Annotated in this window: 14 protein-coding genes and 3 pseudogenes; 11 read left to right on the forward strand and 6 right to left on the reverse strand. The window is 65.0% G+C overall.

Annotated elements, in window-relative coordinates:
- Positions 1-231: 231 nt before the first annotated feature.
- The 4 genes and pseudogenes from M6G65_RS33910 to M6G65_RS06535 form a co-directional block, all read left to right on the forward strand.
- Positions 232-1,446 (forward strand): annotated as a pseudogene (locus M6G65_RS33910) (PAS domain S-box protein); the annotation flags it as partial.
- Between the two features lie 197 nt (positions 1,447-1,643).
- Positions 1,644-2,471, forward strand: coding sequence for a sensor histidine kinase (locus tag M6G65_RS06525; RefSeq protein WP_250103720.1), 828 nt, complete (start codon positions 1,644-1,646; stop codon positions 2,469-2,471).
- A 184-nt stretch (positions 2,472-2,655) separates the two neighbouring features.
- The gene (locus M6G65_RS06530; protein ID WP_238198834.1) at positions 2,656-4,839 is read left to right on the forward strand and encodes a hybrid sensor histidine kinase/response regulator; all 2,184 of its coding nucleotides are present in this window, start codon (positions 2,656-2,658) and stop codon (positions 4,837-4,839) included.
- A gap of 369 nt (positions 4,840-5,208) precedes the next feature.
- Complete coding sequence (locus tag M6G65_RS06535) at positions 5,209-5,445, forward strand: hypothetical protein (RefSeq protein ID WP_238198835.1); 237 nt, start codon at positions 5,209-5,211, stop codon at positions 5,443-5,445.
- 290 nt (positions 5,446-5,735) lie between these two features.
- On the opposite strand, the gene M6G65_RS06540 is transcribed toward M6G65_RS06535, so the two are convergent.
- The 5 genes and pseudogenes from M6G65_RS06540 to M6G65_RS06560 form a co-directional block, all read right to left on the reverse strand.
- A complete protein-coding gene (locus tag M6G65_RS06540) occupies positions 5,736-6,005 on the reverse strand; it encodes a hypothetical protein (protein ID WP_238198836.1) in 270 nt (89 codons plus the stop codon).
- Positions 6,006-6,775: 770 nt separating this feature from the next.
- A pseudogene (locus M6G65_RS33915) lies at positions 6,776-7,201 on the reverse strand (hypothetical protein); the annotation flags it as partial.
- A gap of 44 nt (positions 7,202-7,245) precedes the next feature.
- Positions 7,246-7,632 carry a hypothetical protein gene (locus M6G65_RS06550; protein ID WP_238198837.1) on the reverse strand — a complete coding sequence of 129 codons (387 nt, stop codon included), beginning with the start codon at positions 7,630-7,632 and terminating at the stop codon, positions 7,246-7,248.
- Between the two features lie 115 nt (positions 7,633-7,747).
- Entirely contained in the window at positions 7,748-8,644 is an 897-nt protein-coding gene (locus M6G65_RS06555; protein WP_250103721.1) for a YsnF/AvaK domain-containing protein, read from the reverse strand.
- Entirely contained in the window at positions 8,641-9,171 is a 531-nt protein-coding gene (locus M6G65_RS06560; protein ID WP_430929550.1) for a YsnF/AvaK domain-containing protein, read from the reverse strand. Before M6G65_RS06560 ends, M6G65_RS06555 begins: the two co-directional genes overlap by 4 nt.
- A 791-nt stretch (positions 9,172-9,962) precedes the next feature.
- Between M6G65_RS06560 and M6G65_RS06565 the strand changes: the two genes are divergently transcribed.
- From M6G65_RS06565 to M6G65_RS06595, 7 genes and pseudogenes are all read left to right on the forward strand, one after another.
- Entirely contained in the window at positions 9,963-10,925 is a 963-nt protein-coding gene (locus tag M6G65_RS06565) for a PhnA-like protein (RefSeq protein WP_238198839.1), read from the forward strand.
- Positions 10,926-11,219: 294 nt separating this feature from the next.
- Positions 11,220-11,360, forward strand: a complete 141-nt coding sequence (locus M6G65_RS33685) for a hypothetical protein (RefSeq protein ID WP_347710494.1) — start codon at positions 11,220-11,222, stop codon at positions 11,358-11,360.
- 34 nt (positions 11,361-11,394) lie between these two features.
- A protein-coding gene (locus tag M6G65_RS06570) for an IS630 family transposase (protein ID WP_238198840.1) occupies positions 11,395-12,356 on the forward strand; the annotation gives its coding sequence in 2 pieces (ribosomal slippage) (positions 11,395-11,734 and positions 11,734-12,356; 963 coding nt in all).
- A gap of 77 nt (positions 12,357-12,433) precedes the next feature.
- On the forward strand, positions 12,434-13,273 hold the full coding sequence (locus M6G65_RS06575) for an RNA-guided endonuclease InsQ/TnpB family protein (RefSeq protein WP_238198863.1): 840 nt from the start codon (positions 12,434-12,436) through the stop codon (positions 13,271-13,273).
- Between the two features lie 280 nt (positions 13,274-13,553).
- Positions 13,554-14,756: pseudogene (locus M6G65_RS06585) on the forward strand (IS256 family transposase).
- A 373-nt stretch (positions 14,757-15,129) separates the two neighbouring features.
- Complete coding sequence (locus tag M6G65_RS06590) at positions 15,130-16,890, forward strand: methyl-accepting chemotaxis protein (RefSeq protein WP_238198842.1); 1,761 nt, start codon at positions 15,130-15,132, stop codon at positions 16,888-16,890.
- Positions 16,891-17,017: 127 nt separating this feature from the next.
- Complete coding sequence (locus tag M6G65_RS06595) at positions 17,018-17,338, forward strand: hypothetical protein (RefSeq protein WP_238198843.1); 321 nt, start codon at positions 17,018-17,020, stop codon at positions 17,336-17,338.
- A 390-nt stretch (positions 17,339-17,728) separates the two neighbouring features.
- Here the strand turns inward: M6G65_RS06595 and M6G65_RS06600 are convergent, their stop codons facing one another.
- The gene (locus M6G65_RS06600; protein WP_373323860.1) at positions 17,729-18,796 is read right to left on the reverse strand and encodes a methyltransferase type 12; all 1,068 of its coding nucleotides are present in this window, start codon (positions 18,794-18,796) and stop codon (positions 17,729-17,731) included.
- Between the last annotated feature and the right edge of the window lie 278 nt (positions 18,797-19,074).

The following is a 19,074-nucleotide window of genomic DNA, read 5'->3' on the forward strand; positions in this document are numbered from 1 at the left end:
TGGGGCCTACCACCGTCGGACGGGCCTCATGCGCTTTCCGTCTTCACCGACCGCATGTCCTCGGAGGGCCGTACCGAAATCGGCGCTGTGGTGTCACGCGCCACCGCGGCTGGCGATGCGTTCGACGGCCAGATTGAAGTCATGAGCGGGCCGGGCAGGGGGCGCTGGGCGCAGTTGCGCGGCCGCCCCGAGCGCGACCGACCGTGGATCGTCAACGGCGTGAGCTTCGACATGACGGAGCAGCGCCTACACGATGAGCGGCTTGCCGCCGACCTCGCCGACACGCTGCTCCTGCGCGACCTCGCGGCGCGCCTTGTGACCGAGGACGATGTCGAGACGATCTATGACGAGATCGTCTCTGCCGCCATCGGCCTCGCAGAGGCGGATGCGGGAACGCTTCAGATCTACGACCCAAAAACGCACTCGCTCGCGCTACTCGCGACCCGGAACTTCTCGCGAGCGATCATCGAGCGCTTCCGCAACGTCCACGCGAGCAGCCGCACGGGGCGTGGTCTGGCGCTCCGCACGGGTCGGCCAGCCTTTGTCGACTTCACCGAAGAGGTCGCAGATCCTGGCTGTGCCCTCCTCGTCGGGGCTGGCTTTCAGTCGGCGCAGGCCATTCCGCTCGTGTCACGCGCAGGCCGACTGCTCGGCATGCTCAACACGCATTGGCGACAGACCGGCCATCGCCCGAGCGAACGACAGTCGCGCTTCCTCGACCTGCTCGCCCGTCAGGCCGCTGATTTGATCGAGCGCTCCCAGGCCGGGGAGGCGCTGCGCGAGAGTGAGGAACGGCTGCGGCTCGCGTTGTCGATCAGCACCGTCGGCGTGGCGTTCTGGAGCGGGGACGGCTGCCTCACGGACATGAACGACGCGTTCCTGCGGATGACCGGCTTCTCGCGCGCGGAGGCGTTGAGGAAAAGCTGGAATGATCTGACACCGCCCGACTTCCGTCAGCGCTCTGCAGAGTTCGTGGAGGAGGTCCGGGACACAGGCGAGGGTGCGCCGTACGAGAAGCAGTACTTCCGCAAGGACGGCTCGCACTGGTGGGGCTTGTTCACGGCACGCAAGCTCGGCCCCGGCTTCGTGGAGTTCGTGCTCGACATATCAACGCGTAAACACGCTGAGGCAGCATTGCGCGATAGCGAGGAGCGCTTTCGCGCCTTGGTCACCGCCGGCACCTACTCGATCTATCGCATGAGCCCCGACTGGCGGATCATGTACCAGCTCGATAGCGCAAATCTCACTCATACAGCCGAGCCCATCGAGGACTGGGCGTCCAAGTACATTTTGGACGATGACTGCCCGATCGTGTTCGCCGCGATTGAGCAGGCGATCCGCACCAAGTCTCTGTTCGAGCTGGAGCATCGTGTTCGGCTCGCCGACGGCCGTGTCGGCTGGGTGATCTCGCGAGCGGTTCCGCTGCTCGACGGCCAGGGCGAGATCACCGAGTGGTTTGGGGCGGGTACCGACATCACCGAGAGACGGGAGGCCACCGAAAGATTGCGCGAGAGCGAGGGACGCTTCCAGCAGTTCGCAGCCTCATCGGCTGACGCGCTCTGGATCCGGGACGCTGCAACGTTTGCGATGGAGTACGCCAGCCCAGCGATGCACTCCGTCTACGGTGTGCCACCCGAGAGACTATGTTGGGAGGCGTGGAGCATTGGACAAACCTTGTCCTGCCCGAAGACCGTGACGGGGCACTTCGCCATCTCGAACAGGCCCGAGGCGGCGAGGCCACCATACATGAGTTCCGCATCTGCCGGCCACCTGAGGGCGAGGAGCGTTGGATCCGCAACACCGATTTTCCACTCCGCGACGGGATGGGACGCGTCCAGCGCATCGGCGGCATCGCCGAGGACGTGACTGACGCCAAGCGGGCCACCCAGCGCCTGGAGGTGCTGGTGAACGAGCTGCAACACCGCTCGCGCAACCTACTCGGCGTCGTCTCGGCGGTTGCGGACCGGACAGTGAAGCAGGGTGGCCCCGTGGAGGCCTTCGAGGAACGGCTGCAGGCGCTCAGCCGGGCTCTTGGGCTGCTCAGCCAGAATGGGAGCGACACCGTCGAAGTCGGAGCCTTAGTCCGCGCCGAGTTGGCCGCACACACCGAGGCGGCCTCCGAACAGGTTGAGATCTCGGGTCCAGAGGTGCGCCTCAGGGCCCGTCAGGTGCAGAACTTCGCGCTGGCGCTGCATGAGCTAACCACCAACGCGGTGAAGTATGGAGCCCTGAAGGGCAGCCCTGGTCATCTCGCCGTGACCTGGGAGGCAGTGCTGGATCGGCACGGACATCGCCGATTGGCCCTGAGCTGGAGCGAGAGCGGTGTTGCTATCAATCCGGAGACGATCACGCGCCGCGGCTGCGGTACTGAATTGATCCAGGAGGCCTTGGCCTACGCGATGCAAGCCCAGGTCGACTACATCCTCGGGTCCGACGGGGTGCGCTGCCGGATCGAGATGCCGATCTCCTGAACGCCGAACATCAGCTCGGCGGCCCTATCGCTGATCACGATATTGCCTTTGGGAGTGGCGTATCGCTGGGATCCCAAGCGCGCTGCACCGCGTTGAGGCGCGCTAGCGAGCCGGCTCCGGCCTTCCTCACCGCTGGCGATGAGCGCCACTGAGAGCCGTCTGATTGCACTTGTCGACAGAAGCCATGATGGACGAGGCGCTCGACCTGCCTGTGGCAGGAGCGGCTGAGCGACTGCTGCGCTGGCTCACCGCGGCAGCCCTGGCGTTACCAATCCTGATCTTCACGACCGCTTCATGGATCGCCTACGGCAACGCCTTCAGCGAGGCGCACGAACGGCTGCATCGCACCCTCGATCTCATGCACGAGCACGCCGCGAAGGTGCTTGAGACCCACGACCTGGTCGTGGAGCAAATCGACCAACTGACCCGCGGTCTCAGCGACGCCGACGTCCGGGCTCGGGAACCCGATCTGCACGCCCGTCTCGCCAAGATCGTCCGCCGTCTGCCGCAGGTGAGCAACATCTGGGTGCTGGATGCGATCGGTCACCCCCTCGTCGGCTCAATTGCTTCTCCACCGCCACAGGCGCTCGACCTATCCGACCGCGACTACGTCCGTGCCCACCGCGACGGCACGACCCCTCGTGGGCAGGCCTATATCGGTGAGGTGCTCGTCGGTCGCGTGTTCGGCAGGCGCAACTTCCAGATCAGCACGGCGCGCGAGGAAGGGCAGGGCGGCTTTGCGGGCGTGGTGGCGGTGTCGGCCAGCCCCTCGTACTTCCATGATTTTTACGGAGACGTCGTACAGGGCGGTGGCATCACGACGGCATCGTTGATGCGCGCCGACGGCACCGTCCTCGCCCGCTATCCAGCACTGCCCGATGACGTGACCCGGCGTTCGGCGCACGGACCGATGATGCGCGCCATCGCACAAAGCCCTGGGCGCGGTCTGGTCAAGGGCCGTTCCGACCTCGATGGCGTCGAGAGGATCAATGCCTATCGGCGGCTGCCGGGGTACCCAATCTACGTGACTGTTGGTATCGATCGCGCCGTCGTGATCCACGGCTGGCTGATGCTGATGGCCAGTCACTTGATCTTCGGCATCCCCGCGACACTCGGGCTCGTCGCCCTGAGCCTTGTCGCCTTGCGGCGTACACGCCGCGAGGCGATGGCCATGGCAGCCCTGCATGCCGAGGCCGCCCGGCGTCAGGACATGGAAGCGCAGCTTCGGCAGGCGCAGAAGATGGAGGCGATTGGCCGCTTGACGGGTGGCATTGCGCATGACTTCAACAACTTGCTTCAGATCATCCTCGGTTCGCTCGATCTTCTCGGTCGTCGCATGGCGAACGGCGACGAGCGCCAGCGCCGCCTGATCGAGAACGCACGCGAGGGTGCGACGCGCGCGGCCAACCTGACGCAGCGCCTGCTCGCCTTCTCGCGACGACAGCCTCTCGAACCCAAGCCGCTCGACGCCAACAAGATCGTGTCCGGCCTGTCCGAACTGCTGCGGCGCACGCTCCCGGAGACGATTCAGATCGAGACGGTGCTCGGCGGCGGCCTGTGGCGGACCCACGTGGATGCAGGCCAGCTGGAGAACGCGTTGCTCAACCTCGCCGTGAACGCGCGCGACGCCATGCCTGAAGGTGGGCGGCTCACCATCGAGACGGCGAACGCTCACCTCGACGAGGCTTACGCGGCGTCCCGTGTGGAGGTCACAGCGGGGCAGTACGTCCTTGTGGCGGTGACTGACACCGGCACCGGCATGAGCCCGGAGGTGATGAGGAACGCCTTCGAGCCGTTCTTCACCACAAAGGAGCAAGGTAAGGGTACGGGTCTCGGCCTGAGCCAGGTTTACGGCTTCATCAAGCAATCCGGCGGACACATCGCCTTGTACTCCGAGGCTGGGCAGGGGACCACGGTCAAGCTGTACCTACCACGCTATACCGGCACCGAGGAGATCACCGAGCCGCACGCCGCCGCGCCAGTGCAGGCGGATGGCAAAACGGCGGTTCTCGTCGTTGAGGACGAAGAGGGCGTGCGCCGCTTCGCCGTCGAGGCGCTGCGCGAGATCGGCTATCGTGTGCTCGAAGCGAGCGGCGCGGCCGTGGCCCTGCGCCTGCTGGCGGATCATCCGGAGGTTGCACTGCTTCTGTCGGATGTGGTCATGCCCGAGATGGATGGGCGCAGGCTGGCGGATGCTGCGCTGAAACTGCGCCCGGACCTGAAGGTCGTGTTCATGACCGGGTACACACGCAACGCCATCGTTCACAATGGCGTGCTGGACGCCGGCACGCATCTGATCGGCAAGCCGTTCACGCTCCCGCAATTAGCCACCAAGCTCGACGCGGTGCTCAAAGGGTCTGGAGCGTGAGCTTCGGGCGTCTCTGCTGGAAAGCGGGCCAAATAGCCACGCTTTTCCACGCGAATCATGACCGAGGTGGGTCGATGAGGACGCCGTCACCGTTCGTCATCGCACCTTGAGCTGCTCCGCACTCCACCTCATATGGCGGTGCGCCATCGGTCGTCATGGTCGAGCAGGGGCGTTGACAGGGCGCGGATGCGCATTCTCCTCGGTGTGAAACCCGACGTTCCAAACCCATCCAATGAGGCGTGGGCCGGGATGGGCCGACCGTCGGCGAAAGGCTGGCCGCAGACGCGAAAACCGTCGGCTGCCCGGACTCGACTCCTCCAAGCCGCCTCCAGTCCAAAGTAACGCAACCTCACTGTCAAAAGCTGAATCATGGACAATCAGAGCCATCACAAGCTCTATAATATCTTCATGCACCGTCATAAGCCCGCCCTTCACTGCGCAGTGCGCCAGGACTGGCCTGTGCCCAAGTTCATCGGGCCGGAGATGTGGATGTATAGCGGCACGATGTCAGAATCGGAACCGCTGCCAGGCTTCGACGTTCAGGCGGCGCAGCAGGCCGGTCGAATGTTGAGCTATTATGTGTTCACGTCGCTGGCGCGGCGGTAAGAAACAGCCGTGACCGGCACAAGCAGCCTTGAGGAAGGCCTCACCATTGCAAATTGAAGAGTTTACAAAAAGGAGCTGCCTCAGCGAGAGGCGGCTCAGTCGAAGGGAGGAAACGCCAGATTGGGCTACCGCACGAGGCTACAGTGTCGCCTGTGCTGGCGTCCGTACTTGAATGACAAGCTTCGACGTAGGCCTCCGGTGCGCCTGGAATTGCACGATCATCGAACTTGCTTCGCAGTTGGGTAGAGCTATCCCGAGCTGAGACTTACGCTCGGAGGCGAAAGTCGGCATCACGTGAGCAAGAGCAGCACGCGTGCGCCTTGGATCGCAGCCAGGGTGGTTTCCGGAGCCCCACTCCAGCGAGCCTCGTACTCGAGTTCATCTAACCGCTCCGACATCCGTTCTTGACGCCAGTCACGTCCGACCGGGAACTCACCGAGTAGCTCGGTCAATGCTGCCATGTAGGTGCAGGGCGGCGACACGGGCACGGAGGATTGCATCGGGCTCAACTCCAGCGCGACTCGTGAGGCATCTTGCCCGATTGGCTCGTCATCCACCATGATCAATCGGAGAACACGCGGATGCGAAGCCGGCTGAGATATCGAGCGACCGTTGTCCGTGCAGCAGCGCTTCTGGAATGCCGGGAACACGGATCTCGAAAAGGAAACTTACACACGCGCTACTTTTCTCAAACCTCAGTGTGAACTCGAAACCGATAAGTGCTCGGAGCGAGCATGACGCCTGCTACATCTCACATGGCTTCTACCCGCCGATACAACGCGCTTTCAGCACCAGCTATCATGCGCAGAGTTGTTCTGATTGTGCCGCAAGGGCCGGGGGCGCTCCCTTAGCTTTCCCTGGAACACCGCTCCTTAGCTGCATGCACTTGCAGCTCCACTCATATCTAGAGTCTGTGGCGGCGATGTACGCGCTGATCTTAAACGATCAGCGCGTGCATCACTCAAGTACCGAAAAGCTTAGGCGATGAAATCAAGGTCCAAACCAAAATGGTCAACCAATCTTACCTGTTCTTCGACCAAGCCGCATCCGCTGGAGTGACCTCTAGTTCAGATCGGATGATCGTAGATTCGAACGCGTCGGGCACCGGGTAGGCGGGTGTCGCTCTCGGCCAGCGATCCGCGACCCGCATCGCCCCTGTGAGTGGCCGAGCCCACGGCTGGATCCGGGTCGCCTAACGTCGTCTCGCCACCCGCCGTGCTCGGCTCTACGCCACTCCAACCCTCGCGTCGCCAGCCTTCGGCGCTCGCGTCGAGGTCGAGCGCCCCGTGCTCCTCCAGTATGCGTACGGCGGAGTCGGAATAGCCCTCAGCCACGCGGACCGTCAGCAGCGTACCGCCGCGCCGGACGCCCTCGGCATAGGCCCGGGCATCCTGCTCGCTGACGCCGGCACCGGTCAGCGAGCCCGTCAACCCACCTGCGGCCGCACCGACGCCCGCTCCCGTCAAGGTGGCCACGAGCCAGCCCGCGGCCACGACGGGGCCGACGCCGGGAATGGCCATCAGCCCGAGGCCGGCCAGCAACCCCGCGCCCCCCCGATCAAGGTCCCGATCGTCGCGCCCGTCCCGGCACCGCTCGCGGCGTGATCGGATGCGGTACCCGCCCCGGTGCCGCCGTCGGCGTTGTTGCCGACCAGGCTTATATCGCCGTGCGGTACGCCTGCCGCTTCCAGCTTCGACACGGCCTGAGCCGCCTCGTCGTATCGATCAAACAATGCGGTGAGCGTGCGCGCCGTCATGAAAAGCTCCAAAATTGGGAGAAAACTGCTTCGAACTGCGAGGGTTATTCGGCGGCGACGTTGCCCTTGAAGTCGAGGCCGATGTTGGCCGGTTTGCCGTCCATCGTCGCGCTGCCGCGCCAGATGCCGTCCGCATCCTCTTTGAGATCTCTCACGTCGCGGAAGCCGGCTTTCTCAAGCCGCCGCCTTGCCTCGCCCTCGGTGAAGCTGTTGGCTCCTTTCTCCAGCTTGACGTTCGCGGGCGCGACAGTGCCGCCGGGCTTGCCGTCCTGGACGTGATCCGTGTTGGGTCGTGTCACGGCGTTCTGTCCACCCGACGTCGCGCTCGAGGCACCCCCGGTCGCGGGCCTACCTGTGGTCGTGGTCTGGGCAAGCACAGGCGTCGTGGCGAAGAGCGGCAACAGAACGAGGAGCGTACGAATCAGGAACATGCGAGGTCTCTGGCATTGCGTGTGATGTGAAGCCGTGTGCCGCCAAGCTTGCGGCACACGGCGCACTCGAACGCTCGCCCAATCCGTTAAGTATTAGGCGGCACGATAAATGGCATTAGACAGGCTTGCGCGGCGTAGTGCCGGTGTTCGTGCCAGTCGTGCTGGTGCGACTGACATTGCCGCGCTCATCCTCGACCTCGACCTCGGTGTGCCGCACCTTGTCAGCGATGGTCTCGACATGCTGCGTCGCGTCCTTGCGGATGCCAACTTCCTCAACGACGCGGGCCTCCTTCGCCACCACCGCCTCCTCGCGGATCTCGGTCGCCTCGATGACCCGGTTCTCGAACAGGGCCTCGTCAGCCGCCGTCACCGGCCGGTCGACCGGACGGCGCTCGACATGAACGGTCTCGTCGCGCAGGGTGACCTGCTCCTCGACCGGCCTCTCGGCGACGTACGAGCGCACCCGCACGCGGCCGGCCTCAGCCACGCGCTTGCCGACGTTCAGCCGTTCCTCGGCGACCGGGATGTAGTCCTTTTCGCCCGCGGTCGTGGCTGTCGCGGAGCGCTCACCGGAGGCGTAGGCCGCTGCACCCGCAGTCCCTGCCGTTGCACCAGTCGCCGCGGTCGTGCCGCCCGTCGCCGAGTACCCGCTCCAGCCCTCCTTGCGCCAGGAGGCCTCGCGCTGGTCGAGATCGACCGAGCCGCTCTGCTCCAGGATGTCGTAGGCGGTCTCGATCTGGGCTTGATCTGACTGCACCGTCAGCAACGTACCGCCGCGGCTCAGACCCTCGCTGTAGGCGTAACGGTCCTCCTCGGGCATGAAGAACTCCTTGAGCGAGCCCCAGAACCCGCCCTCGTCGCGCTGGTAGTCATACGAGCCGCTTGTACGCGCCGTCTGCGCACCCTGGACCAGCCGGATCGCCGATTGCGGGATGCCGGCAGCCACGAGCTTGGCCTGTGCGGCCTGCGCCTCGGCGGGCTTGTCGAATAGCGCAGTGATCGTCTGCGTCATGATGAGGTCTCCTCGGATCTCGTTGAAGCTGTTGTGTTGGTGACATGCCCGTCGGCGGACAGGCGTTCGGCGACGGCGCGCTGCTTGCGCAGCGTCACCGGAACCTCGACGTCCTCACCCGACGTTGTCCGACGGATGTGCACCTCTTCCTTCAGGACGAGCCGCTTCTCGGCGACGAGGATCTCCTCGAGGACGGGGATGATCGTCACCCCGCCTTCGGTACGTGCGACCGGGACGGCTTCGCCCTCGGCCAGCGTGCGGTTCACAGACACCCGGGTGACGCCCACCGCATCGCTGCGCAGGCTCTCGCGCAGGACCTGCTCGGTGGTCTCGGTGTGCGTGCTGACACGAACGCGGCCGGTCTCCACGACGCGCTTGTCGATCCGGGCGCGTTCCTCGGCGACCGGGATGACGAGCTCAGACCCGGGGCCAGGGTCGACGGTATGGGGCTCGGCCGCAGGACCACTCCGGTCGGACTTCCCGCGGACCGAGGCAACGCCCTCGGCGTTGTCCGGCGGACCGCTCATTGGCTGCACCACGCCAGGTCGAAGTGACCGGGCGCACTCGGCGAGGTGTCTTCACTGATCATGGCAACCTCGTGGGCGTATCCGATTGGACGGCTGGCTGCAGAACGTTCCCGCAAGCGAGACGAAGCGGACCAGGCCCGGCCAGCCGGTGGAGTAAATCGATGTGATAATGCGGGGCGGACGCTCTAGGCTAAACGGGCTGCCGGCCTGTCCTCGCAGCCCGCCCGGGGACTTTTGCGGGCTCGGGAGCGCCGCGCACGCCATGCTTCTCGGCCCGGCCCTGCGCCTCAACCTCGGGGTCACCGGTGATCTTGCCGAGCGCTTCCTTCAGCGACCCGCGCGCATGCGGAGGCGGTTGCTTAGCGGACATGGTGCATCGACGCCCTGGAGTGCTGCGCCTCCGGCAATGCGTGCCGGAGGCGCATTTGTCCCGTCAAGTCGGTTGTAGCGAACCGGTTCCTCGATCTTTTTTTGGTTGTTTCTAACCGGGTATGTAGGTCTTTTTGTACCGGTTCCGCAGATCTCTTCGGGAAAGTTACAGCGCCGTATGGATTGATGCCGAGTCACGGGCGTGCTGCCGAGCCAATAAGCGCTCTGATCGTACATACGTTGACCAAGCGAAACTCGCCGCTTCTCGCATCCGGCGTCGAACCGAACTCTTGTCGAACCTTCCGATCTCGACGTGGAGCAGATATTTTCTTTGACTGCAGCGAACCGGCACCCAATACCCCGGTTATCGTTTCGGCATTGTGCCATCTTGCCTGCTCAAGCATCGCTTTCCGGAAACTCTCATGACTGACAATTTACGCCCCGAAACACCGCGCGACTTGGGTGACCATGACGCGCCTCATACCAGCCCCATCACGCCGGGCGAGGACGCGCGCTCGATCATGCTGAACCGGATATCCTGGGGCGCGGTGCTCGCAGGCGTCGTGGTCGCCCTGGTCGTACAGCTGCTCCTCAACCTCCTGGGGCTTGGCATCGGGGCAGCTTCACTTTCCGCGGCAGGTGGCGACAATCCCTCCGCGCAAACCTTCTCCATCGGTGCCGGCCTCTGGTGGACGCTCTCCGGCGTGATCGCCTCCTTCGCCGGTGCCTACGCGGCAGGCCGCCTCTCGGGCAAGCCGAAGGAGAACACCGCCGCCTGGCATGGGCTGACGGCCTGGGCCTTCACCACGCTGGTCATCTTCTACCTGCTGTCCTCCACGGTCGGCGGTGTGCTCGGCGGTGCCTTCAACTCGCTCAGCAGTGTGGCCGGCGGTCTGGCCCACACGGCCGGCGGCGCGGTTCAGACCGCCGCGCAAACGGCCGCGCCATCCCTCTCGAAGGTGAGCGACCCGTTCTCCTCCATTGAGCAGTCGGTTCGCGGGGCTTCCGCTGGCCAGGATCCGGCGGCCGCGAAGGATGCGGCCGTGGCCGCGGTGCGCGCCGCCGTCACCGGTGACCAAGCTCAGGCTGAGGCGGCGCGCAACCGTGCGGCGGAGGCTCTGGCCAAGGCGCAGAACATCCCGGTCGATCAGGCGAAGGGTCAAGTGCAGCAGTACGAGCAGCAGTACCGTCAAGCGGCCGACAGCGCCAAGGAGCAGGCGAAGCAGGCGGCCGAGTTGACGCGCAAGGCCGTCTCGCGCGGTGCCCTGTTCGGGTTCTTCGCGCTGGTGCTCGGCGCTGTAGCCTCGTGGTTCGGCGGGCGCATGGGTGCCGTCCACCCGACCATCACCGGTCTGAACCTCACGCCCATGCAACGCCGGTTGTGACCGACTCCCCTGCGTGAACGCAGGGGCATCTCCCGGCCATGATCGCCTGGTTCGCGATCATGGCCGCCTCGAGAGTTCCCGCTTCGGGCCGCAGGTGCGGCTCGATTCACGCGCCGTCATCGCCGGCCCGACAGCCATAAATGGTTTAGCAGGGGACCGTCGCCTTTAGGCGACGGGGGAACGCGGCTCGGCGATTGCTCCTGAGAACAGATCGGGTACGATCTCCCTGTGGCGTTGAGATCGTACAAATATCGGCTCCGGCCCAATCGCGCGCAGGTCGTGGCGCTCGACGCCATGCTGCGGGACTTCTGTGGCCTGTACAACGCAGGGCTCCAGCAGCACATTGAGGCGTTCCGCCGTCGACGTGTCAGCCTGGGCTACGCCCAGCAGGCAAATGAACTTAGAGCCGGTCCCGGGCGGATTGCGACGGGTTAGCGGCTGGCGCGTTGACGGGTGAAGGAGCATGCCGATGCCTTCACCTCTGTCGGTCGACTTACGCGAGCGTGTCGTGGCTGCCGTGGCGGCAGGGGCCTCGTGCCACCGAGCCGCAGCTCGCTTTGGGGTCAGCGTGTCCAGCGCCAGCCGCTGGTCGCAGCGCTCGCACCAAGAGGGCCATGTCGCGCCCAAGCCGATGGGCGGCGATCACACCTCGCAGCGCATCGAGGCGCATGCCGCACTGATCCTGGCGACTTCCGAACAGGAGCCGCGTCTCTTCCTGCGCGAGCTGCGCGACCGACTGGCTGAGCAGGGCGTCCAGACCAGCACAAGCGGCCTGTCGCGCTTCTTCCAGCGACACGCGATCACCTGGAAAAGGGGGCGACGTATGCAGCTGAGCAGGAGCGTGACGACGTAAGAGCGGCCCGCGCGGCTTGGTTCGAGGCCCAGCCCGAGCTCGATCCGGACCGGCTGGTGTTCCTGGACGAAACAGCGGCTGCCACCAACATGGCGCGCCGCTACGGCTGGGCCCGACGCGGCGAGCGCTGCCGGCTTGCAGCCCCACTCGGCCACTACAAAACCACGACCATCACGGCCGCCCTGCGCACGAGCGGGCTGTGTGCCACCGCGCTGCTGGACGGCCCCACGAACGGCAGGTGCTTCTGCAGCTATGTCACCGACACCTTGGTCCCGGTGCTGCAGCCGGGCGACATCGTTGTCATGGACAACCTGCCAGCCCACAAGGTCGCCGGCGTGCAGGATGCGATCGAGGCCGCAGGAGCGCGGCTGCTCTACCTTCCGTCCTACAGCCCTGATTTCAACCCGATCGAGCAGGCCTTCGCAAAGCTGAAGGCTCTGCTACGCAGCACGGCAGCCCGCACGATCCCGGATCTCTGGGCGGCGATCCGTCAGGCCTTCACCCGCTTCACGCCGCAGGAGTGCCGCAACTACCTCGCCGCAGCCGGCTACGAGAATGACTTGGCCGTCGCTACCTGACCGGGAACAGCTCTAAAGCCTGCCGCGCTGACGATCCCGAGGGGCTGGGACGCTGGTCGTTCACTGCCTTGCAGCAGGTGCTACGCCGCCTCCAGCAGGCCTACGCTGCCTTCTTCAAGCGCGGATACGGGTTTCCTCGCTTTCGCGCTGCGGCCCGCTACCACGCCGCCACGTTCCGCTTCGGCGACGGGCTGAGCCTGAGGAAAGATGGTCGCCTCGGCATCGTCGGTGTGCCGGGCGGGATCAAAGCCGTCTGGCACCGCAAACTGCCGAAAGACGCGACGATCGCCACCGCGATCGTGACGCGCCAGCAGGGCAAATGGTACGTCGTGTTCTCGGTCGAAGCCGCCTTTGCCGACGCTTGCGGTACCGGCACCGTCGGCATCGATCTTGGGCTGAACAGCTTAGTCGCAACCAGCGACGGAGAGATCATCCCGGCTCCGCGCTATGCTCGCCGGGCGCACACGGCTCAGCGACGCCGCCAACGCGCGCTCGCACGCTGCCAGCGCGGCAGTCGCCGCCGCCTAAAGGCCAAGGCCCGATTGGCGGCGGCGTCTGCGAAGATCGCGCGACAGCGGCGCGATCACCTGCACAAGCTCTCGCGGTCCCTGGTGTCACGGTACCAAGGCATCGCGTTTGAAGATCTCAATCTGACTGGGCTCAAGAAAGGTATGCTGGCCCGGTCCGTTCATGACGCCGCGTGGAGCACGCTCGTTCAGTTCGTCCGGTTCAAGGCTGCAAGTGCCGGAGCCGAAGTCGTGCTGGTCGATCCGCGCGGCACATCGCAGACGTGCCCGTCCTGTGGCGCGATCAAGCCGAAGGCGCTCAAGGAACGCCAGCACCGCTGCACCTGTGGCTGTGTGCTGGACCGTGACGTTGCCGCGGCCAAGATCGTGCATCGACGGGCCTTCGGATAGGGCCGGGATATCGTGCCTTCAGGACTTAAGCGGGCGGGTTGCCGCGGAGCTGTCCTGAGAAGCCGCCTGCTTCAGCAGGCGGAGTTGTCACGTTTGAGAACCGCGCGTTCGCGGAGGTCGGTCGTGTCCCTGGAGGTGGTGTAGCTCGCCGGTAGCGGGAGAGCCCGCCTGCGCGCCCTTGACAGCGCTGTAGCAGGCGGGATCTCTCGCGGGGTGGTCATCGGCGGTTGCCGGGTAGGGTCGGGTTGCGAGCACCAACCTCGAACCCGAGAGACCCTCGATGACCGACGAGATGATGGCCCTGCGCGGGCTGATGGAGAAGAGCGCCGACGCCGATCTGCTGCGCGAGATGATCGGCTTTGCGGCCAAACGCCTGATGGAGCTGGAGGTCGGTGGCCTGACCGGCGCGGCCCACGGCGAAAAGAGCGCCGAGCGGCTGGTCCAGCGCAACGGTGACCCGTGACCGGGATTGGCAGACGCGGGCCGGCACGGTCGAACTGCGCATTCCGAAGCTGCGTAAGGGCAGCTACTTCCCAGGCTTCCTAGAGCCGCGCCGGATGGCCGAGAAGGCGCTCACGGCTGTGATCCAGGAGGCCTACATCCAGGGCATCTCGACCCGCTCGGTCGATGACCTCGTCCAAGCCATGGGCGGCACAGGCGCGTCGAAGAGCCAAGTCAGCCGGCTCTGCCAGGAGATCGACGAGCGCGTGGGCGCGTTCCTCGCCCGGCCCATCGAGGGCGAGTGGCCCTACCTCTGGATCGATGCGACCTACGTGAAGGTGCGCCAGGACGGCCGTATCGTCTCTGTCGCCGTAATCGTGGCGGTGGGCGTCAACGTTGACGGCCGTCGCGAGGTGCTCGGCATGGATGTCGGCCCGTCCGAGGCCGAGACGTTCTGGACGGACTTTCTCCGCAAGCTGGCGCGGCGCGGCCTGCGCGGGGTCAAGCTGGTGATCTCGGACGCCCACGAGGGCATCAAGGCGTCGGTGGCCAAGGTGATGAACGCGACCTGGCAGCGTTGCCGCGTCCACTTCATGCGCAACGTGCTCGCCCATGCCGGACGCAGCGGGCGGCGTGTCGTCTCCGCCTTCATCGCCACGGCATTTGCTCGAGGCACGATGCCGAGGCGGCCCGTCAGCAGTGGCGGCGCGTGGCTGATCAGCTCCGGCCGAAGGTCCCCAAGCTCGCCGCGCTGATGGACGAGGCTGAGCCGGACGTGCTGGCCTACATGGGCTTCCCCACCCAGCATCGGGTCAAGCTGCACTCCACGAACCCGCTGGAACGCCTCAACGGCGAGATCAAGCGCCGGACCGAGGTGGTCGGCATCTTCCCCAACGAGGCGGCCATCACACGCCTCGTCGGCGCGATCCTGCTGGAACAGAACGACGAGTGGGCCGTCCAGCGCTCCCGCTACATCACCCTGGAAAGCATCGCCCCGATCGGCGATGATCCCCTCGTCAGCCTGCCGACCCTGGCAGCCTGATCAATCCGGCCCAAGCCGGTGATCGTGGTGGCCACGCCGAAGCTACACCACGCCAGGGGACACAGCCCGGAGGTCGATCGCGGCATTGGTGTCGCGGTCGATCTCCGCGCCAAAAGCATCGCTTGGGTGCGACGAGTTCGACGCAGGACAAGGCCAGTGGATCGCGATTGCGATTTCCCAGCCTCAGCAATGGAAGATTGAGAAACCGAGCCAGCACAACCTCGGGTTTTAGGCGCTCTGCCGCAATGTAACCTATGTTGTGTACTCAACATGGTTAGGAAAAATTTAGGCTTTGGCCGGCAGCTTGATCTTAGTCGACTGCCATGCTGCTCGGCGAGCGGCCAGTCTCTGCAATATTCGGACCCGAAGCGCCATGCTGAAGCTGTTTGCGAGCGCCCGCCCTTCAGGCTTACGCCTGAACAAGAAGTCGGAAGCAGCTCCCAAGCTCAGCCGCGCCACGCTGGAGGCCAAGCTCGCGGCGCTCAGCAAGTCGCTGGCCACGATCGAGTTCGCGATGGACGGCACGATCCTCCAAGCCAACGCCAACTTCCTCGCCGCCATGGGCTACGAGTTGGACGAGGTCGTGGGCAAGCACCACGCCATGTTCATGGACAAGGGCGAGGCCGAGAGCAAAGCCTACGCCGAGTTCTGGGCCACGCTGCGTCGCGGCCAGTTCCAGTCCGCCGAGTACCGGCGCTTGGCCAAGGGCGGCCGGGAGGTCTGGATACAGGCGACCTACAACCCGATCCTCGATGAGGCGGGCAAGCCCATCCGGGTGATGAAGTGCGCCACCGACGTGACCGCGCAGAAGATGCAGGCCGCCGACTTCTCCGGCCAGATCGACGCGATCAACAAGGCGCAGGCCGTGATCCACTTCGCCATGGACGGCACGATCCTGGACGCCAACGACAACTTCCTCAAAGCGGTCGGCTATGACCGGGCCGAGGTCGTCGGCCAGCATCACGCGATGTTCGTCGCTCCTGAAGAGGCCAAAGGCTGGGAGTACGCCAGTTTCTGGCAGAAGCTCGGTCGCGGCCTACACCAGAACGCGGAGTTCCGCCGCTTCGCCAAGGGCGGGCGGGAGATCTGGTTGCAGGCCAGCTACAACCCGATCTTCGACATGAATGGTCGCCCGTTCAAGGTCGTCAAATACGCCACCGACGTCACGGCCGAGAAGCTCAAGAATGCCGACTTCTCCGGCCAGATCGACGCGATCAACAAGGCGCAGGCCGTGATCCACTTCGCCATGGACGGCACGATCCTGGACGCCAACGACAACTTTCTCGACGCGATGGGCTACCGGTTCAATGAGATTCAGGGCCAGCACCATCAGATATTCGTCGAGCGAGCCTACGCGGCTAGCCGCGAGTACCAGGAGTTCTGGCAGAAGCTGCGGCGGGGCGAGTTCCACTCGGCCGCATTCTCGCGGGTCGGCAAGAACGGGCGTGAGGTCTGGATCCAAGCGACCTACAATCCAATCTGCGACATGTCCGGTCGCCCATTCAAGGTGGTCAAGTACGCCACCGACATCACCGAGAATGTCCGCGCCCGCGCGGCAGCCTTGGAGGCGGCCCAGAAGACGGCGGCGAACGTACAGGCGGTGGCGGCTGCGGCCGAGGAGATGACCGCGTCGGTGGCCGAGATCACGGTATCGATGAGCCGCTCTAAGCAGGCGGTGGACGTGATCCACGGCCATGCCCTGAGTGCGGACCGCTCGACCGTGCAGTTGCACAAGGCCACGGAAGCGATGGATGGGGTGGTGCAATTGATCAGCAAGACGGCCGAGCAGATCAATCTGCTGGCGCTGAACGCGACCATCGAGTCGGCGCGGGCAGGTGAGGCGGGCAAGGGGTTCGCGATCGTGGCCAACGAGGTCAAGGCGTTGGCCACACAGACCACGACCGCCACGGTTCGCATCTCGGAGGAGATCGCGGCGATGCAGGACGTGTCGGCGGAGGTGGTGCAGACTCTGGCGGCGATCAGCGAGGCGGTCGGATCGGTGCAGGACTTCGTCTCGGGAGCAGCCGCGGCGATCGAGCAGCAGAGCGCGGCAACGGGCGAAATCTCGGCGAACATGCAAGTCGCATCAGCCGGTATGGCTGATATCAGCCGGAGCCTCAGCGCCTTGGTTTAGCGTGTCTCAGACCGCTGACGACACGCCCATTCTTCAGTCGCCTGGGGTGGCAGAGCGCCTTTGTAGCGCCTGATACTACCGTGGTGTGATGTGCCCGTCTTGCGCCCGAGTTCCCGAGGAGGGAAAAATGGCCGAACTCCGAGTGCTTCCTGTCGATCTAAGTGCCGCGGGCACAAGCCACATCAGCAATTTGCTGGCAGCTGCGGCGACAGAAGGGCGGGATCTCGGCTCGCGCATTCCGCACATGCGAATGCTCGCGCATTCCCTCGATCGGCTCGCGCAGACGTTGAGTGAAAATGTCCGCGTTCTGAGTGTTGACCTTGAGTCGAACCACCCAGAAATCTCCGAGGCGCGCGTTGCCATGGCAAAGCTCGACCGACTTGTCCAGGAAGTCCGTAAGCTGGTTGAGATGTTGGACGCGTTGCCGGTCAAAACGCCCGAGTCGTAGAGGGCTGTCCGGCTCTGAAACCAGACCGATCGTGACATGCAGATGAGACCAGACAAGCCGCAGAGCGACAAGGGTCGCGACCACATCTGCCATCAGGGCAAGTATCAGTTTCGCAACATCAATTGCTCATGGTGGACAGTCCTATGTGCTGACCAATGTATGGGATGAGGGAAATTGCGAGGCTCCTGCGTAACGGATGCCCCTGGTGGTTGAAAGCGTAAGCGTGGGAGGGCGACGGGCATGCGCGGCCGCTAGCTCCAGGACGCGTGCAGCCTCAAGCAGTCGTAGGTGCCCTGCCAGAGGCCAGCCACGGGCCGCGCTTCGTATTGAACAGACGGCCTTCAAAGCCTTTTCTAAGGTGACGCTGCCCCCAACCGAAGCAATGACACCCTACACGCGCTCGAGCTCGAGGTAGCCGATGACGCCCGCAGCATCTTCCGTGTAGGTCGTCTTTCGGACCGCCGAGGGCTCAAGATCCTGGGCGAAGCGCTCGATCTCGTCGCGGGAGCGGTACAGAAGGTACCAATCCATGTACACTTCCATGTAGGCCTCCTCGGGAACACCCCAGAGGAAGTTCGGGATGACGAGTCGGCCGCCGTCGTTGAGCTGGTCGAAGAGGATCCGCGTCAGGCGCGCGGCCACCCTGGCATCGAGGTAATCGTAGAGGCCGGCAGCGTAGATGAGGTCGAAGCGCCCCAGGTCTGCCTTGCCCGCGAGGATGTTGCGGACGGTTACCTGCCTAGTCTCGATCGCATCGGAAATCGACGCCCGGTAGCCGTCGACGGTCGACAGGCTGACCGGGTCTTGGTCGGTCGCGAGCAGACGTCCGACACGCCCCTCCCTCAAGGCCACGCTCAGTTCCGCCTCGCGGAGGTGGCCGCTGGCGACCGCCAGGATCGCCGGCATGTCGCAGCGGGCTGCGGTCTCGTCAATCTTCGCGGCCAGGATGGACCGGCGATGGCGCACCGCCTCGCAGGCCGTCACGTCGACGGTGAAGGTCATGACCGTCCGCCCGGCATCGGTCGCTGCCTCTTGCGCGAGCCGCGCGGCGGGATGGCGGTAGACGAAGTCCAGCAGCCCGGCATCCCCGGGGTATCCGCGCGGCTGCATGAAGGAGTGCCGCGTGAACGGACATTCGTGCACGAGGCCGGCGAGGGCGTGTGCACGGGCGGCCGGCAGGACTGCCTCCCGCCACGCCCGATCGCCGAACGCCTCCTTCAAGGCTCCGAGTAGATCGATGACGGCGCTCGTCAGCCTCGCGTAGTTCCCCGGCTGCGCAAGTCCGAGAAGGTTGGTTAGGGCTCGCCCGACGTCGTCCGCTACGACCGGGTAGAGTTCCTCGGGAATCTCCGCCGGGATCTGGCTGACATCGCCGCGCGATCGCTCGAACTCCCTGAGCGACACAAAACCATGCAAGCGATCGCGCTCGCGGGATAGTGAAAGTTGCCCACCCGACATGCTTAACCACCCCTGAGTCCCGACGCCGGAACGCATCCACGGCTTATGGTTAAGCTTAACGAATGGTTAAGCTTTGTCTAGGGGGTTGCTGAAGCGTGCGGAGCGCGAAGGATCCCATGCCTATGTATGACCCTACCGGACCAGAGCGCCCGTTTGTTCATCCTTGATCGCATCATCGGCTGCACACATCCGACGATGCGCCATCAGGGCTTGCCGGCCGCCCTCGCAGGGCTTGCCCGATCACCGGCCTGACCCGTCGTGCTGAGCGTCGGACGCGC

The sequence above is a fragment of the Methylobacterium tardum genome (genome assembly GCF_023546765.1).
Taxonomy (GTDB): Bacteria; Pseudomonadota; Alphaproteobacteria; order Rhizobiales; family Beijerinckiaceae; genus Methylobacterium; species Methylobacterium tardum.

Coding starts and splice junctions, on each gene's coding strand:
- M6G65_RS06555 (WP_250103721.1), bottom strand. CDS start 8,644: ATGACGCAGACGATCACTGCGCTATTCGACAAGCCCGCCGAGGCGCAG.
- M6G65_RS06540 (WP_238198836.1), bottom strand. CDS start 6,005: ATGGTGGATGACGAGCCAATCGGGCAAGATGCCTCACGAGTCGCGCTG.
- M6G65_RS06550 (WP_238198837.1), bottom strand. CDS start 7,632: ATGTTCCTGATTCGTACGCTCCTCGTTCTGTTGCCGCTCTTCGCCACG.
- M6G65_RS06600 (WP_373323860.1), bottom strand. CDS start 18,796: ATGTCGGGTGGGCAACTTTCACTATCCCGCGAGCGCGATCGCTTGCAT.
- M6G65_RS06590 (WP_238198842.1), top strand. CDS start 15,130: ATGCTGAAGCTGTTTGCGAGCGCCCGCCCTTCAGGCTTACGCCTGAAC.
- M6G65_RS06535 (WP_238198835.1), top strand. CDS start 5,209: ATGGACAATCAGAGCCATCACAAGCTCTATAATATCTTCATGCACCGT.
- M6G65_RS06565 (WP_238198839.1), top strand. CDS start 9,963: ATGACTGACAATTTACGCCCCGAAACACCGCGCGACTTGGGTGACCAT.
- M6G65_RS33685 (WP_347710494.1), top strand. CDS start 11,220: ATGCTGCGGGACTTCTGTGGCCTGTACAACGCAGGGCTCCAGCAGCAC.
- M6G65_RS06525 (WP_250103720.1), top strand. CDS start 1,644: ATGTTGGGAGGCGTGGAGCATTGGACAAACCTTGTCCTGCCCGAAGAC.
- M6G65_RS06560 (WP_430929550.1), bottom strand. CDS start 9,171: ATGAGCGGTCCGCCGGACAACGCCGAGGGCGTTGCCTCGGTCCGCGGG.
- M6G65_RS06530 (WP_238198834.1), top strand. CDS start 2,656: ATGATGGACGAGGCGCTCGACCTGCCTGTGGCAGGAGCGGCTGAGCGA.
- M6G65_RS06595 (WP_238198843.1), top strand. CDS start 17,018: ATGGCCGAACTCCGAGTGCTTCCTGTCGATCTAAGTGCCGCGGGCACA.